14 protein-coding genes are annotated in these 15751 nt (G+C 69.2%); 12 read left to right on the top strand and 2 right to left on the bottom strand.

Annotated features, from left to right (window positions below; genetic code table 11):
* Positions 1-4: 4 nt before the first annotated feature.
* Positions 5-1000 carry an LLM class flavin-dependent oxidoreductase gene (locus ACIRGA_RS01770; protein ID WP_400935613.1) on the bottom strand — a complete coding sequence of 332 codons (996 nt, stop codon included), beginning with the start codon at positions 998-1000 and terminating at the stop codon, positions 5-7.
* A gap of 185 nt (positions 1001-1185) precedes the next feature.
* On the opposite strand from ACIRGA_RS01770, the gene ACIRGA_RS01765 reads away from it, so the two are divergent.
* Positions 1186-4980 (top strand): helix-turn-helix domain-containing protein, encoded by a 3795-nt coding sequence (locus ACIRGA_RS01765; RefSeq protein WP_400935677.1) that lies wholly within the window; start codon positions 1186-1188, stop codon positions 4978-4980.
* A gap of 256 nt (positions 4981-5236) precedes the next feature.
* On the opposite strand, the gene ACIRGA_RS01760 is transcribed toward ACIRGA_RS01765, so the two are convergent.
* Positions 5237-7351 carry a HelD family protein gene (locus ACIRGA_RS01760; protein ID WP_400935612.1) on the bottom strand — a complete coding sequence of 705 codons (2115 nt, stop codon included), beginning with the start codon at positions 7349-7351 and terminating at the stop codon, positions 5237-5239.
* Positions 7352-7473: 122 nt separating this feature from the next.
* Here ACIRGA_RS01760 and rsmD point away from each other — a divergent pair, with 122 nt between their 5' ends.
* The 11 genes from rsmD (at position 7474) to mutM (ending at position 15697) form a co-directional block, all read left to right on the top strand.
* Positions 7474-8028 (top strand): 16S rRNA (guanine(966)-N(2))-methyltransferase RsmD, encoded by a 555-nt coding sequence (gene rsmD, locus ACIRGA_RS01755; protein WP_400935610.1) that lies wholly within the window; start codon positions 7474-7476, stop codon positions 8026-8028.
* Between the two features lie 52 nt (positions 8029-8080).
* A complete protein-coding gene (gene coaD, locus ACIRGA_RS01750) occupies positions 8081-8563 on the top strand; it encodes a pantetheine-phosphate adenylyltransferase (RefSeq protein WP_400935608.1) in 483 nt (160 codons plus the stop codon).
* A gap of 89 nt (positions 8564-8652) precedes the next feature.
* Complete coding sequence (locus ACIRGA_RS01745; RefSeq protein ID WP_400935606.1) at positions 8653-9345, top strand: ribonuclease domain-containing protein; 693 nt, start codon at positions 8653-8655, stop codon at positions 9343-9345.
* A 67-nt stretch (positions 9346-9412) separates the two neighbouring features.
* Entirely contained in the window at positions 9413-9928 is a 516-nt protein-coding gene (locus tag ACIRGA_RS01740; RefSeq protein WP_400935604.1) for a SigE family RNA polymerase sigma factor, read from the top strand.
* Entirely contained in the window at positions 9928-10689 is a 762-nt protein-coding gene (locus ACIRGA_RS01735) for a hypothetical protein (RefSeq protein ID WP_400935603.1), read from the top strand. Before ACIRGA_RS01740 ends, ACIRGA_RS01735 begins: the two co-directional genes overlap by 1 nt.
* 126 nt (positions 10690-10815) lie before the next feature.
* Positions 10816-11541 carry a DivIVA domain-containing protein gene (locus ACIRGA_RS01730; protein ID WP_400935601.1) on the top strand — a complete coding sequence of 242 codons (726 nt, stop codon included), beginning with the start codon at positions 10816-10818 and terminating at the stop codon, positions 11539-11541.
* A 114-nt stretch (positions 11542-11655) separates the two neighbouring features.
* Positions 11656-12273: a YceD family protein gene (locus ACIRGA_RS01725; RefSeq protein WP_400935599.1), complete on the top strand. Its 618-nt coding sequence runs from the start codon at positions 11656-11658 to the stop codon at positions 12271-12273.
* A gap of 72 nt (positions 12274-12345) precedes the next feature.
* A complete protein-coding gene (rpmF, locus tag ACIRGA_RS01720; RefSeq protein ID WP_005160412.1) occupies positions 12346-12528 on the top strand; it encodes a 50S ribosomal protein L32 in 183 nt (60 codons plus the stop codon).
* Between the two features lie 15 nt (positions 12529-12543).
* A complete protein-coding gene (gene rnc, locus ACIRGA_RS01715) occupies positions 12544-13290 on the top strand; it encodes a ribonuclease III (protein WP_400935597.1) in 747 nt (248 codons plus the stop codon).
* A 111-nt stretch (positions 13291-13401) separates the two neighbouring features.
* Positions 13402-14760 (top strand): polysaccharide lyase 6 family protein, encoded by a 1359-nt coding sequence (locus ACIRGA_RS01710; protein ID WP_400935595.1) that lies wholly within the window; start codon positions 13402-13404, stop codon positions 14758-14760.
* A 76-nt stretch (positions 14761-14836) separates the two neighbouring features.
* Positions 14837-15697 carry a bifunctional DNA-formamidopyrimidine glycosylase/DNA-(apurinic or apyrimidinic site) lyase gene (gene mutM / locus ACIRGA_RS01705; RefSeq protein WP_400935593.1) on the top strand — a complete coding sequence of 287 codons (861 nt, stop codon included), beginning with the start codon at positions 14837-14839 and terminating at the stop codon, positions 15695-15697.
* Positions 15698-15751: the final 54 nt, after the last annotated feature.

Below are 15751 nucleotides of genomic sequence, written 5' to 3'. Positions count from 1 at the left end.
AGAGTCAGCGAGCCAGTTCGGAGACCAGTTCGTACGACCGCACCCGGTCCGCCTGGTCGTGCACCATGGTCGTGATCATCAGCTCGTCGGCGCCCGTGTCGGCCAGCAAGGTCTCGAGTCCCTTGTGGACCGTCTCGGGCGAACCGATGATGCTGCTCGAAGCCCGGTCCTCGATGAACACGCGCTCGATGTCGGTGTACGGGTAAGCCGCGGCCTCTTCCGGCGTCGGCAGCGGGATGGGGCGGCCCTTGCGCAGGCTGAGGAAGGTCAGGCCGCTGGGGGCGGCGAGGTACTGGGCGCGCTCGTCGGTTTCGGCGGCCACCACGGAGACGCCGAGCATCACGTACGGCTTGTCGAGGACGTCCGACGGTTTGAACGCGTCACGGTAGAGCGCCACGGCGGGAAGCGTGTTCTCGGCGCTGAAGTGGTGCGCGAACGAGAACGGCAGCCCCAGTTCGCCCGCCATGCGCGCGCTGAAGCCGCTCGATCCGAGCAGCCACACCGGCGGCTTGTTGCCCTCGGCGGTCACGGCGTTGACGGCGCGCTGGTCGGAATGCTCGAAGTAGGCCAGCAGTTCCGCGAACTGCTGCGGGAAGTTCTCCGCGGTGAGCCCGCCGGGGCCGCGCAGCGCGAGCGCGGTCCGCTGGTCGGTGCCCGGGGCGCGCCCGATCCCGAGGTCGATCCGGCCGGGGTGGAACGCCTCCAGGGTGCCGAACTGCTCGGCCACCACCAGCGGCGCGTGGTTCGGCAGCATGACCCCGCCGGAGCCGACCCGGATGCGTTCGGTGGCGGCCGCGACCTGGCCGATCATCACGGCGGTCGCGGAACTCGCGATACCGGGCATGTTGTGGTGCTCGGCGAGCCAGTACCGGTGGTAGCCGAGGGCTTCGGTCCGGCGGGCGAGGTCGAGGGTGTTGCGCAGCGAATCCGCCACACCGCCTCCGGCCACCACGGGCGAGAGGTCGAGCACGGACAGCGGGATGTCAGGCAAAGAGGTCACGCCCCGGTACAACGCGGCGGGACCTCGATCCCTTCCCGCGTCTGTCAATCGATCGAAATTAACCGACTCGATGTACCCGGTACTCGGCGGAGTTCCCCCGTTTCCACGGTACGGTTGCCCCCGAATGCGAGGGTGGGAAAACCACTGAAAAGAAAGGTTTGAGGGTGCCGCGTCCGGAACGACCTTTGGACCCCGGGGACGATCCGTTGCTGGAGTTCGCCGCCGATCTCCGGCGTCTGCGGGAGAAGGCCGGAAACCCGACGTACCGGGAGCTGGGCAGGCGCGCCCACTACTCCGCGGGCACCCTCTCCGAAGCCGCCGGCGGGAAGAAGATGCCCAGCTTGGCGGTGACATTGGCCTACGTCCGGGCGTGCGACGGCCCCGAGGAGGAGTGGGAGGCCCGATGGCACGACGTGACCGAGCGGACGCGCGGCGGAGTCCATGATTCACCGGTTGCCCCGCCGAATGGGGAATCGGTCCCTTATATCGGTCTGACCGCATTCGGGCCGGACGACGCGAGCCGATTCTTCGGCCGCGAACGACTTGTGGGAAAACTCGTCACGCGGCTTTCGGATCAACGATTCTTGGCGGTTCTGGGGGCTTCCGGTTCCGGTAAGTCGTCGTTGCTCCGGGCGGGTCTGATCCCGACGCTCGCCGAGGGCTCCGTGACCATGCTCATGACCCCGGGTTCGCGGCCGCTGCAGGAGTGCGCCGTCCAGTTCGGCGCCGCGCTCGGGCTCGCGCCCGGCGGGCTGCTCACCGAACTCACCGAGCATCCGCGCAACCTCGGCCTGGCCGCCCGTCAGCTGGTCGCCGACCGCGAGGGCGACGTCGTGCTGGTCGTCGACCAGTTCGAAGAGGTCTTCACGCTCTGTCAGGACGCTGACGAGCGGGCGGCCTTCCTGTCGGCGCTGGTCACGGCGACGACCGAACCGGAGAGCCGGACGAGGGTCGTCCTCGGTATCCGCACCGACTTCTACACGCACTGCGCGCGGCATCCCGAGCTGGTCGAGGCCATGCAGGACGCGCAGATCCTCGTCGGCCCGATGAGCACCGAGGAACTGCGGCAGGCCATCTCCCGGCCGGCCATCGACGCCGGGTACCGCGTCGAGAACGCGCTGGTCTCGCGGCTCGTCGCCGACGCGACCGGGCAGCCCGGCGTACTGCCGCTGCTCTCGCACGCGCTGCTGGAAACCTGGCGCCGCCGCCACGGCAACACCCTCACCCTCACCGGCTACGAGTCCACCGGCGGCATCGAACGGTCGGTCGCGCAGACCTCCGAGCACACCTTCACCGCGCTGAGCGAACATCAGCAGCGGCTGGCGAACCAGATCTTCCTGCGGATGACCGCGCTCGGCGAAGGCACCGAGGACACCAAGCGCCGCATCACCCGCGAAGAGGTCGACGCCGACGACCCGGACGTGGCCGTCGTGCTGGACAGGCTGGCGTCGTCGCGGCTGGTCACCCTCGACGACAACGGCATCGAGATCGCGCACGAGGCGCTGATCCGGGGCTGGCCACGCCTGCGCGAATGGCTCGCCGAGGATCGCGAGGGCCTGCGCGTGCACCGCCAGCTCACCGAGGCGACCGACGCGTGGGAATCGGTCGGCCGCGACGACGGCTGGCTCTACCGCGGCGCGCGGCTGTCGATCGCCAGGGAGTGGGCGGGGGAGCACGAGAGCGCGCTTTCCCAGCGTGAACGCCGGTTCATCGAGGCGAGCGCGGCGATCGAGAACCGCGAGCAGGCCCTCGCGCGGCGCCGCACCCGGCGGCTGCGCCAGCTGGTCGCGCTCCTGGCCGTCCTGCTGGTGCTGGCGACGGCCGCGATGGTGTACGCCGTCCGCGCCGAGCAGACCGCGACCGGCCAGCGCAACAGCGCGCTCGCGCAGAAGGTCGCCGGGCAGGCCATCGAGATGCGGACGACGAATCCGGCGCTGGCCGCGCAGCTCGCGCTGGCGGCGTACCGCGTCGATCCGAGCGTGGACACCCGCGGCAGCGTGCTCGGGATGTTCGAGTCGCCGTACTCGACCCGCGTCCGCGGGCACGGCCATCGCGTCAACGCGGCCGCCCTGCGCGGCGACGGCCAGGTGATGGTGACCGGCAGCTGGGACCAGACGGCCAAGCTCTGGGACATCAAGGATCCCCACCGTCCGCATGAACTGGCCACGCTGTCCGGGCACGCCGGCAACGTCAACTCGGTGGCGTTCAGCGCCGACGGCGGCGCGGTCGCGACGGCGGGCTGGGACAAGACCGCGCGCCTGTGGAACGTCGCCGATCCGGCGAAACCCGGGCCGGGGGTGGTGGCCGGCGAGCATCCGAGCCGGGTCAACGCGGTGGCGTTCAGCCCCACGGCGGCGGTGCTCGCCACCGCGGACGGCGACGGCACGGTGCGCCTGTTCGACGTTCGCGATCTCGCGAAACCGGCGCTGGTGGCCACGCTGTCCGGGCACACCGGCAACGTCAACGGGCTCGCCTACGCCCCCGACGGGCGGACGCTCGTCTCGACCGGCGCAGACAAGACCGCGAGGCTGTGGGACGTCGCCGACCCGCTCAAGGCCAGGCCGCTCGGAGTGGTGAACGGGCACACCGCCGGTGTCCACTCCGCGGTGTTCAGCCCGGACGGGCGGACGCTCGCCACCGCGAGCATCGACCAGACCGCGCGCCTGTGGAACGTCGCCGACCCGATGGCGCCGTCACCGCTGGGGACGATGGCCGCGCACAAGACCATCGTGCGGTCCGTGGCGTTCAGCCCCGACGGGAAGACACTGGCCACCACCGGTTTCGACCGCACCGCGCGGCTGTGGGACGTCACCGATCCGGCCAAGCCGCGCGAGAAACCGGCTCTCGTCGGGCATACCGCGGCCGTGGTCTGGGCGGTGTTCTCTCCCGATGGCCGCACGCTCGTGACCGCGAGCGACGACCAGACGGTGCGGCTGTGGGATCTGCCGGGGCCCGCGATCAGCGGTCCGGCGAGGTCGGCCTGCCGGGCGGTGTTCAGCTCCGACGGGAAACTGCTGGCCACCGGCAGCCAGGACGGCGCGGTGCGCCTGGTCGACGTCTCCGACACCAGGAATCCGCGGGAGATGGGCAAGGTCACCGGCTTCGGCCAGGGTGTCTGCGGGCTCGCGTTCAGTCCGGACGGGCGGACGCTCGCCGCCGGCTCCTGGGACCACACGATGCGGCTGATCGACGTCACCGATCCGGGGAAGCCGGCCGACCTTGGCGTCTTCTACCGGCCGGACGACGAGATCGACCCCGTCGCGTTCAGCCCGGACGGCCGGACACTCGCGACCGGGGGTTCCGGGCACACGGTGAAGCTGTGGGACGTCGCCGACATCCGGCGGCCCGTCGAACTCGCGACCCTCACCGGGCACGAGGACGACGTCCATTCGATCGCGTTCGGCCCGGACGGCCGCACCCTGCTCACCGGCGGGTGGGACCACACCGCCCGGCTGTGGGACGTCTCCCTGGCGAAGGCGCCGAAGCAGCTTTCGGTACTGAAGGGGCACTCCGACACGGTGTTCTCGGTGGCCTACAGCCCGGACGGCAAACTCGCCGCCACCGGCAGCGCGGATCGCACGGCCCGGCTCTGGGACGTGACGGATCCGGCGGCACCCCGGGAGGCCGCGCTGCTGGCCGGGCACACCGACAACGTCATCTCGGTCGCGTTCAGCGGAGACGGGAAGACCTTCTCGACCGGCAGCTACGACCGGTCCGTGCGATTATGGGACGTCTCCGATCCGGGATCGGTCCGCGAATCGGCGAACCTGACCGACGACGTCGACCGGGTCAACGCCGTGGCGTTCGCCCCCGATGGGCACACCCTCGCGGGCTCGGTCGCGGACGGCAGCGTGCGGTTGTGGGAGACCAGCCCCGAACGGGCCGCCGAACGCATCTGCGCGACCGTGTACCCGCGGATCACGGCGGACGAGTGGGAACAGCACCTGCCGGGGCTCGATTACCGGCCCCCTTGCCCGTGACCACGGCCGATTCGTTGTTCGGCGTTGTTGTTCGGTGGATTCGCCGTGACACCGAACAACGAAGAGGCGCTAGAAATACCCCTGGACGTGCGATGCGTCCCCACATCGTTCACTCACCGGGGGTCTGAAGGGCTCCTTCAGGGCATTCACCAGTGTCCTGAAGGAGCCCTTCAGCTTTTTGTCGCACGCATTTAGTCCTCTGGATGCGGTACTTGCACGCGCAATTACCGCATCCAGAGGACTGAACGCGTAGAGATCAGGCGGCCGGGATCCAGTCCGGGTTCGAGGCCAGGACGGTCAGCTGCTGGGTCGCGCGGGTCAGCGCGACGTACAGCACCCGGCGTCCGGTGGTCGACTCCGTGATGAGGTCGTTCGGCTCCACCAGGACGACGGCGTCGTACTCGAGGCCCTTGGAGTCGAGGCTGCCGACGACCTTGAGCCGCTCGTCCGAAAGTTCGGCGAGCCAGCCCTCGACCTCGGGCACCCGGTCCATGGCAGTGATCACGCCGACGGTGCCTTCGACGGCCCCCATCAGTTCCTTCACCGCGGCCTGCGTCGCCGCCTCCAGCCCGGAGGCCTCGACGGGCCGGACCTCCGGCGTGACGCCGGTCTGCCGCACCGCGCGCGGAAGCTCGTCGGCCTCGGCGTGCCCGGCGACGACCTTCGCGGCCAGGTCGAAGATCTCCGCCGAGTTCCGGTAGTTGGTGCGCAGGGTGAACCGGCGCCGCGTCGTCTTGAGCCCGAACGCCTGGTCCCGCGCCATCGCGGCCTCGGCCGGATCCGGCCACGAGCTCTGCACCGGGTCGCCGACCACGGTCCAGCTCGCGTACTTGCCGCGCCGCCCGACCATCCGCCACTGCATCGGCGAGAGGTCCTGCGACTCGTCGACGACCACGTGCGAGTACTCGTCGTAGTGCTCGGGCCGGGTCGGGGCGCCGCCGCGCTCCGGGTTGACCTCGATGCTCTGGCGGGCACGGCGGCTCTTGGGCGGCGAGCCGATGAGGACGCGAAGCTCGTCGAGGAGCGCGACGTCCGCGATGGTCCAGCCGCGCGAGCGGTCGGCGAAGTCGGCCGCGAGCATGCTGATCTCGTTGCGGTTGAGCAGGCCCTTCGCCGCGGAGGCGAGCCGCTTCTCGGTGCCGAGCCACCGCAGGATCTGCGCCGGGTACAGGATCGGCCACCAGACCACCAGGAACCGGTGGAACTCGATGCGCTCACCGAGCTCGGTGATCAGCTCGGCCTTGTCGATCTGACGGCCGTCGTCCTTCGCGTGCTGCTCGGCCTTCGCGGCGAGCGCGTCGAGCAGCAGTTCGGCGGCACGGATTCGCGACCGGTTCGGCGGCCCGCCCGCGGTGTGCACCTTGCGGCGCACCTTGTCGAGCTCGCGCGCGTTGAGCCGCAGCACCTCGCCGCGGTAGACGATCTTCATGTCCTCGGGCGCGTCTTCCGGGGTGTCCCGCAGCGCGCGCAGCAGGATCTTGCGCATCCGCAGCGATCCCTTGATCGCCGCCAGCGGCGCCGGGTCCTGCCGGGTCGCTTCGAGGCCGTCGAGGACCTCGCCGAGCGCGCGCAGTTCGACGTTCGTCTCACCCATCGACGGCAGCACCCGCGAGATGTAGCTGGTGAACACCCCGGACGGGCCGATCACCAGCACGCCGGCGCCGCCGAGCTGACGGCGGTGGCGGTAGAGCAGGTACGCCGCGCGGTGCAGCGCGACCGCGGTCTTGCCGGTGCCGGGGCCGCCGGTGATCTCGGTGACCCCGCGCCACGGCGCCCGGATGACCTCGTCCTGTTCCTTCTGGATGGTCGCGACGATGTCCCGCATCTTCTCGCCACGCGACCGGCCGAGCGCGGCCATCAGCGCGCCTTCGCCCACGATCTGCATGTTCTCGGGGACCGCGTCGGCGATCAGGACGTCGTCGTCGACGTCGAGCACGTTCTGGCCGGAGCACCGGATCACCCGGCGCCGGACGACGTCCATCGGCTCTTCGGCCGTCGCCTGGTAGAACGCCGCGGCCGCGGGCGCGCGCCAGTCGGTGACGAGGTTGTCGAACTCGGCGTCGCGGATGCCGAGCCGTCCGACGTAGATGTGGTCGTTGTCGAGATGGTCGAGCCTGCCGAAGACCAGGCCCTCGTATTCCGCGTCGAGGGTCTGGAGGGTCTGATTGGCGTGGTACACCATCATGTCCCGTTCGAACAGCATGGACGCCTGCTCGAAGATGGCTTCCCGCCCGGCGCCATGGCCGATCTCGTAGCCCTTGGTACGCATGGCCTCAGCCTGGGCTCGCAGTTCGGCGAGCCGGGTGTAGACGGTGTCCACATGGGCTTGCTCGATGGCGATCTCGGCCCGTCTGACCCGAGGTTCGGACACGCAACGCTCCTAAACGCTTCTATCGCCTCCGAGGGCGAAGGACGACTCTACGCGAGCTGGGCGGCGGCTTCACCAAGTCCCGGCCAACGTCACGGCGGAAGGCGTTGAGGCACGATGCTCCCATGACCAGGATCGTGGCGGGGACCGCGGGCGGCAGGCGGCTGAAGGTCCCGCCGAAAGGCACGAGGCCCACGTCGGAACGCGTGCGCGAGGCGCTGTTCAACGCGCTGGAGGTCGCCGGCGAACTGCGGGGGGCCCAGGTCCTCGATCTCTACGCCGGTTCGGGCGCGCTCGGGCTGGAGGCGCTGTCCCGTGGCGCGTCGGGCGCACTGTTCGTCGAGTCGGACCGGCGTGCGGTCGAAGTGCTCAAGGGGAACGTCGCCGCGCTGGGGCTCGGCGGTGCGGTCCGGGCCGGGGCCGTCGAGTCCGTCGTGGCCGCTCCGGCGCCGGAAACGTTCGACATCGTCCTCGCCGATCCGCCCTACGCCGTGGACGCCACCCGCCTGGGGGAGGTCATGGCCGCGCTCGCGGCGGGCCGATGGATCACCGACGGCGCGCTGCTGGTGATCGAACGGGCCGCACGGGACGGCGAGCCGGACTGGCCGCCGGGCTTCGAGCCGGCGCGGACGAAGCGCTACGGCGACACCGCGCTCTACTGGGCCGAATATCAGGTGTGACGCAGAACGCGCAGAACGCGCAGCGGGGCGTCGCCCTTGGTAGCGTCCGCGCATGCGGCGTGCGGTCTGTCCCGGGTCCTACGATCCGGCCACCAATGGACATCTCGACATCATCGAGCGGGCGGCCAAGCTGTTCGACGAGGTCGTCGTCGCGGTGGGGGTGAACAAGAGCAAGAAGGGCCTGTTCACCACCGAGGAGCGGATGGACATGCTGCGCGAGATCACCGCGAAGCTGCCGAACGTGCGCGTCGATTCGTGGCAAGGACTCCTGGTCGATTACTGCCGCGAGAACGACATCATCGCGGTCGCGAAGGGCCTGCGGTCGGTCAGCGACTTCGACTACGAGCTCCAGATGGCGCAGATGAACCGTGAGCTGACCGGGCTCGAAACCCTGCTGATGGCGAACAACCCGGCGTACGGGTTCGTGTCGAGCTCCCTGGTCAAGGAGGTCACGGCGCTCGGCGGCGACATCGAACATCTGGTGCCGCCCGTAGTGTTCAAACGCCTCGCGGAGAAGTACTCCGAACGAGGTTGACCCGAACGGCCGAAGTCTTTGGTCGGCACGCGGTGAAGAGTTCATCTCGGCGCCTTCTGGTGAATACACGATCAGGTTACGGTCCGAAAATGACCAACAAACGATCGCGGATCGCCGCCGCGCTGCTCGTTCTGCTTGTCACCTTCTTCGGCGGGCTGAGTGCCGCGCAGGCCACGGCCGCCCCCGTCTCCGTCCAGCAGAACCCGTGCGGGGATCTCACGGGCTTCAAGCACGTGTCGCTGTCGTCGCTGCCCGCCGAGGCATCGACGACCTACGACCTCATCAAGAAGGGCGGGCCGTTCCCGTACCCGGACAAGGACGGCACGGTCTTCTCGAACAAGGAGAACATCCTCCCGAAGTGCGCTTCGGCCTACTACCACGAGTACACGGTGCCCACGCCCGGTTCGCCGGACCGCGGCGCGCGCCGCATCGTCACCGGGAGCGGCGGGGAGTTCTTCTACACCGGCGACCACTACAAGACCTTCTCCGTGATCGACGTCGACGGCACGCCGGCGCCGTCCTGCGGTGACACCTCGAAGCTCGCGAAGATCGGCTACTCGACGCTGTCGTCCGCGGCGAAGTCCGTGGTGGACAAGGCTCGCGGCGGCGCGACCGGCACGGTCTACGAGAACCGCGAAGGCGCGCTGCCGTCGTGCGCCGCCGGCTACTACAAGCTGTTCCCGGTGGGCACGAACGACCGCGTGATCTCCGGAAAGGGCGGCGAGATCGTCTACACGCCGGACCACTACGCCACCTTCAAGCTGGTGAACCTCGCCGGCTGATCCGTCCGTGCAACGTTTCGTGCCTCCCCGTCCGTGAGATACACCGGAACACGGACGAGGAGGCACGATGCGGTCTGGGGACGATGCGAGCTTCAGGGAGTTCGCCAGGGACAAGGCGCTACCGCTCAGGCGGACGGCGTATCTGCTCTGCGGCGACTGGCATCTCGCGGAGGATCTGGTCCAAAGCGCGCTCATCAAGCTCTACCGGGTCTGGCCGAAGGTCCGCCGGAAAGGGCCCGTCGACAACTACACGAGGCAGATCCTGATGCGCTGCTGGCTCGACGAGCGGCGACGACCTTGGCGGAGCAGAGAGAACCGCGACGGCGTCGTCCCCGAAGAGCCCGCGGCCCCGGCGGCCGCCGGGATTTCGGATTCGCTGCTTCGCGCCCTCGCCGAAGTTCCTCCGAAACAGCGCGCCGCCGTCGTGCTGCGCTACTGCGCCGATCTCCCGGTCGCGGAGGTCGCCGTCGCGCTGCGCTGTTCGGAAGGGACGGTCAGGAGCCAGGCCGCGCGAGGACTCGACGTCCTCCGCGCGGCCCTGCAGAGACAGCACGACGAGGCTGTCTCCGGGAGGAGCGAGTGATGGACGAACTCGAAAACAGGCTGCGCGGGATCACCTTGGCCGAGCCCCCGCTCGGCTTCGACCCGGACGAGGTCGCCGGGACGGCGGCGAAGAAGGCGCGGAACCGGCGAGGGGTCGTCGCCACGGGGGTCGCGACACTGGCGGTGATCGCGGCGGCGGTGGTGTTCGTGGCGCCGGGGGAGGGCCCGGCGCGAGTCTCGCCGGCCGCTTCGTCGGCGCAGGCCGCGCCGAAGGACGATCTTCAGCACCTGAAGGACGTGGTGCCGAAGGTGATCACCGGCGCGACGGACATCGAAGTGCGGAACTTCGTGGGGAACGGGGACCTGAAGACCTCGGAAGTCAGGTACACCGACGCCGAAGGGCGGCCGCGGGGCGTCAACCTCACGATCGCCGGTCCGGTGAGCACGAAGGACGGATATCCGCGCGAAAACCGGTGTGACCCGGCGAAGCGGGCCGACGCGATCGGGTCGGATCGCAAGCCGACGCGATGCGTGGAACTTCCGCGGCCGGACGGGAACTTCGTGGTGATCTCCGAAACCGCGCCGAAGTCGATGGACGACATGGACGGCGACATCATCCTCGGCCAGGGTTTCACGACCGGGAGGGTCGTCACCCGTGACGCGATCGCCTTCCGGCCCGCCGGTGGCATCGTCGGCGTCACCGATCTCGGCACGCTGGACGACGGCGACCGCGGTGCCCCGTCACTGAGCGACCAGCAGCTGCTGGCGCTGATCCTGGATCCGGCGTTCGTCCCGAGGTGATCATGGCGCGCGGTACCGGCGGGGACACGCCCGGTACCGCGCGCTTTCACCCCTTACGGCGGCGATGAGGGCAAACTGAACTCAGGGAATGTGGGGATCGCTGCAGCAGTAGGTAGGGAGTGGGCCGTGTACCGGGTTTTCGAGGCGCTCGACGAGCTCGTCACCATCGTGGAGGAAGCCCGCGGCGTGCCGATGACCTCCAGTTGCGTCGTGCCGCGCGGGGACACCCTCGAGCTGCTCGACGACATCCGCGACGCTCTGCCGGGTGAAGTGGACGACGCTCAGGACGTCCTGGACAAGCGCGATCAGCTGATCCAGACCGCCCGCACCGAAGCGGCGGAGACGATCACCACGGCGAACACCGAGGCCGACCGCACGGTCGCCGACGCGCAGGCCGAGGCCGAGCGCATCCTCGCCGACGCCCGCGCACGCGCCGAGCAGATGATGAGCGACGCGCACGGCGAGGCCGAGCGCATGGTCGCCGCCGGACAGGCCGAGTTCCAGAACCTCACGGACCGCTCCCGCGCCGAGTCGGAGCGGATGATCCAGGCGGGCCGCGACGCCTACGAGCGCGCCATCGAGGACGGCCGCGCCGAACAGGCCCGGCTCGTCGCCCAGACCGAGGTCGTCCAGGCCGCGCACGGCGAGGCGGCGCGCATCGTCGACGAGGCGCACGTCGAGGCCGACAAGCAGCGCGGCGACTGCGACGCCTACGTCGACGGGAAGCTCGCCGAGTTCTCCGAACTGCTGGCGACCACGCTGCGGACGGTCGATTCCGGGCGCAACCACCTGCGGTCGCCGGTCAACCTGCCCGGCAACAGCCGCACTTCGCTGTACGACTACCAGGGTTAGTCGCAAGTCCGTGAAGGCCTCCTTGCCTACCCTGAAGGTAGGGAAGGAGGCCTTCACGGACCGATAGGACCGTGCCCGAAAGTGAGTGGCGGGACCTGCGTACCCTGGTATCCGATGTCTGAGAACAAGTCGCCGCAGGCCAGGCCTGCGCAGCTGGACGACCGGAACCCGTGGGTGCTCGACACCCGCGAGCTCGGCCGTCACGCCGGCCTGAGCAAGGCCGTCCAACGCACCATCCCCGTCGAGACCGCGCTCGGTGTGCCCGACGTCATCACCATCGACGCCGGCTCCAGTCTCGAGCTCGACCTGTTGCTCGAGTCCGTCGTCGAAGGCGTGCTCGTCAGCGGTACGGCGTCCGCCGTCGCGACGGGGCACTGCTCGCGGTGCCTCGACCCGATCACCGAGGACGTCGAGGTCGACCTGACCGAGCTCTTCGCCTACCCCGGCTCCGCGACCGAGGAGACCACCGACGAGGACGAGATCCCTCGCCTGGTGGACGACCGGATCGACCTGGAGCCGACCGTCCGCGACGCGGTGGTGCTGGCGCTGCCGCTGGCCCCGCTGTGCGCCGAGGACTGCCGGGGACTGTGCATCGAATGCGGTGTCAAGTGGGCCGATCTCGAGCCCGGGCACGGGCATGAGAAGATAGACCCTCGGTGGGCCGCGCTGGTCGATCGTTTCGAAGACGAAACGGCCGATGACCAGGCCGATGGCCCCGGAAAGCAAGCCTGACGAGCACCAGCTCGTTCCGGAGAAGCAAGTTCGCTCGCGACCGCGGGCAGACCGTCTGAAGGAGATCTACTCGTGGCCGTCCCGAAGCGGAAGATGTCGCGATCCAACACCCGCGCGCGCCGCAGCCAGTGGAAGGCGGCTCCGGTTCAGCTGGTGCCCTGCTCCAACCGCGCCTGCAAGCAGCCGAAGCTCCAGCACATCGCGTGCCCGGCCTGCGGCCAGCACAACGGTCGCCAGGTCGTCGAGCCCGCCTGATCGGCAGCTGACGACATGGGGGGCAAGTCGGCCGGTGGACCACCCGCGGACCCCGCACCACTGCTCGAAGCACTCGGGATCACCATCGAGCCCGAGCTGCTGACGCTGTCGTTGACCCACCGTTCTTATGCCTATGAGAACGGTGGGTTGCCGCCGAACGAGCGTCTGGAGTTCCTCGGGGACGCGGTGCTGGGCCTGGTCGTCACCGACCACCTCTACAACACCCATCCCGACCTGGCCGAAGGTCAGCTCGCGAAGCTCCGTGCCAGCGTGGTCAACATGCACGCGCTGGCCAGGGTCGCGCGCGGCCTCGGCGAAGGCGGGCTGGGCAGGCATCTGTTGCTGGGCAAGGGCGAAGAGCTCACCGGCGGCCGGGACAAGGCGAGCATCCTTGCCGACGGGCTCGAAGCCGTCATCGGCGCCGCGTACCAGCAGCACGGCATCGACATCGCGCGCAAGCTCGTGCACCACCTGTTCGACGCCCTGCTCGCCGAGGCGCCGCTGCGTGGCGCCGGCCTGGACTGGAAGACCAGCCTCCAGGAGCTGACGGCGTCGGCGGGGCTCGGCGTGCCCGAATACAAGGTCGAGGACACCGGGCCGGATCACCGCAAGGAGTTCAGCGCCACCGTCCTCGTCGGCGGGCGTGAACTCGGCTACGGCTCGGGAACGACCAAGAAGGAAGCCGAGCAGAAGGCCGCCGAGACGGCCTGGCGCCAGCTTTCGGCCGAACTCGACATCGAGCAGCCGCCGAAGACGACGTAAGTCCCCTTCACCGGGACGGCTCGTTGACGCACCAGTCGGTGAATCAGTAACCTCATCGCGGTCCGCCGCCACTCACGCGACCTTTCCGGTCGCCTTTCGAGAGGTCGGCGGATGCGTCATTTCTGCCTTGTCACAGCGACGATTCTGACGCTGGTGACAGGTCCTGCCACGGCTTCGGCCGCCCAGGTCGTCCGGGTGACGTCGTTGAGCGCGTTGCAGTCCGCGATCGACAAGGCCCGTCCGGGCGACGAGATCCGGCTGGCCGACGGAAGCTACTCGGCGGGCTCGGCGATCACGATCAACCGGTCGGGAACGGCGAACGCGCCGATCACGGTCACCGCGGAACACGTCGGCAAGGCCGAGATCAAGGGATCCACGGGTTTCTCGTTCTCTTCGGGCGCTTCGCATGTCGTGCTGAGCGGCTTCAAGCTCCGGCACGGCGGTTCGCTGAGTGTGCCGGTGGGCAGCACGCACAACCGGCTGACCCGGCTCGACGTCCAGCTCTCCGGCGGCGGCAACTGGGTCACGCTCAACGGTGACGACACCGAGTTCGACCACAACGTCCTGCAGAACCGCACCACCCAGGGTGTCTTTCTCCAGGTGCTCGGCCCGGACAAGGACATGGCGAAGCGAGTTAAGGTTCATCACAACTACTTCTCCAACCACAAGTTCACGGGTTCGAACGGTGGCGAGTCGATCCGGTTCGGGCTGAGCCACCATCAGAAGTACTCGGCGGGCGGGGTCGTCGAGTACAACCTGTTCGAGAAGGCCGACGGGGATTCCGAGGCGATCTCCGTGAAGTCGTCGGACAACGTCATCCGGTACAACACGATCCGCGACAGCCGCGGCTTCATCGTGCTGCGCCACGGGGATCGCAGCGTGGTGGAGGGGAACATCCTGCTGGGCGAATCCGGGATCCGCTTCCACGGCAACGACCACAAGATCGTCAACAACTACGTGCACACCACGGCGAACCGCGGGATCGTCTTCGGCTCGGGCAACGAGGCGGACAGCGGGCCGGACAGCAAGCTCCACGACCGGCCAGACCGGGTCGTGGTCGCGTACAACACCGTCGTCGGGACCACCGACGTGATCCACGGCGACGGCGGCGACTTCAAGCCCAAGGACTGCGTACTCGCGAACAACATCCTGCAGGGGACGGGAAAGCTCGTGAGCATGCCGGGCGGTTCGGACGTGAAGTACGAGGGGAACATCGCCTGGGGCGGGTCCGCGGGAATGCCTTCGGGTGGTTACAAGGCCGTCGATCCCAAGCTGGTGCAGGACGGGGTGTACCGGCTGTCCGCCGGGAGCCCGGCGATCGACGCCGGTGTCGGCTCCTACCCGTACGCGGGCACCGACTTCGATCTGCAGACGCGGTCCGGGAAGTACGACGTCGGGGCCGACGAGCTGCTGCCCGGCGGATCGCGGAAAGCCTTGACGAAGGCGGATGTCGGGCCGCTCGCCCCTTGATGTTCCGTGAAGGACTCCTTGAGGGACCCTGAGTCCCTCAAGGAGTCCTTCACGGACCGGTGGGAGAATCGGCGTCATGCCCGAACTTCCCGAGGTCGAGGTGGTCCGTGCCGGGCTCGAGGCGCATGTCTCGGGCCGGACGATCACCGAGGTCGAAGTCCTCCACCCCCGCGCGATCCGCCGCCACGAGCTCGGCGCGGAGGACTTCGGCGGACGGCTCTCCGGCGTGAAGATCACCGCCGCCCGGCGCCGCGGCAAGTACCTGTGGCTGGAGCTTTCCGACGGCCAGGCCATGCTCGCGCATCTCGGCATGAGCGGCCAGATGCTCGTCCAGCCCGAGGACGCGCCCGACGAGAAGCACCTTCGCGTGCGGTTCCGCTTCGCCGACAAAGGGCCGGAGCTGCGCTTCGTCGATCAGCGAACCTTCGGCGGGCTCGCGCTCGCGGAACTCACCGAGGTCGACGGGACGGCGTTGCCGGGCACCATCGCGCATATCGCCCGCGACCCGATGGATCCGCGGTTCGACCTCGACCAGGCCGTCCGCGCGCTGCGGTCGAGGCGGACCGAGCTCAAACGCGCCCTGCTCGACCAGACGCTCGTCTCCGGCATCGGCAACATCTACGCCGACGAGGCACTCTGGCGCTCCAAGCTCCACTGGGCCCGCCCGACCGACAGGCTCACCGCGGCCCACGGCCGTACCGTGCTCACCGCCGCCAGCGAGGTGATGGCGGAGGCGCTGGTCGTCGGCGGGACCTCGTTCGACGCGCTTTACGTCAACATCAACGGCGAGTCCGGCTACTTCGACCGCTCGCTCGACGCCTACGGCCAGGAAGGACTGCCCTGCGGCCGGTGCGGGACGGCCATCCGGCGCGACCCCTTCATGAACCGTTCCTCGTTCTCCTGCCCGCGTTGCCAGCCGAAGCCGCGCGTGAGGTGAAAACTGTCGTGTATGGCGCGGGCGCCGCGTCAACTAGCATGAACGGGCACGACA

It is taken from the genome of Amycolatopsis sp. NPDC102389 (genome assembly GCF_044765885.1).
Taxonomy (GTDB): domain Bacteria; phylum Actinomycetota; class Actinomycetes; order Mycobacteriales; family Pseudonocardiaceae; genus Amycolatopsis.
This window is presented reverse-complemented; position numbering and strand designations above follow the sequence as displayed.

Coding starts and splice junctions, on each gene's coding strand:
- rnc (WP_400935597.1), top strand. CDS start 12,544: ATGGGGGGCAAGTCGGCCGGTGGACCACCCGCGGACCCCGCACCACTG.
- ACIRGA_RS01735 (WP_400935603.1), top strand. CDS start 9,928: ATGGACGAACTCGAAAACAGGCTGCGCGGGATCACCTTGGCCGAGCCC.
- ACIRGA_RS01710 (WP_400935595.1), top strand. CDS start 13,402: ATGCGTCATTTCTGCCTTGTCACAGCGACGATTCTGACGCTGGTGACA.
- ACIRGA_RS01725 (WP_400935599.1), top strand. CDS start 11,656: ATGTCTGAGAACAAGTCGCCGCAGGCCAGGCCTGCGCAGCTGGACGAC.
- rsmD (WP_400935610.1), top strand. CDS start 7,474: ATGACCAGGATCGTGGCGGGGACCGCGGGCGGCAGGCGGCTGAAGGTC.
- ACIRGA_RS01745 (WP_400935606.1), top strand. CDS start 8,653: ATGACCAACAAACGATCGCGGATCGCCGCCGCGCTGCTCGTTCTGCTT.
- coaD (WP_400935608.1), top strand. CDS start 8,081: ATGCGGCGTGCGGTCTGTCCCGGGTCCTACGATCCGGCCACCAATGGA.
- mutM (WP_400935593.1), top strand. CDS start 14,837: ATGCCCGAACTTCCCGAGGTCGAGGTGGTCCGTGCCGGGCTCGAGGCG.
- ACIRGA_RS01740 (WP_400935604.1), top strand. CDS start 9,413: ATGCGGTCTGGGGACGATGCGAGCTTCAGGGAGTTCGCCAGGGACAAG.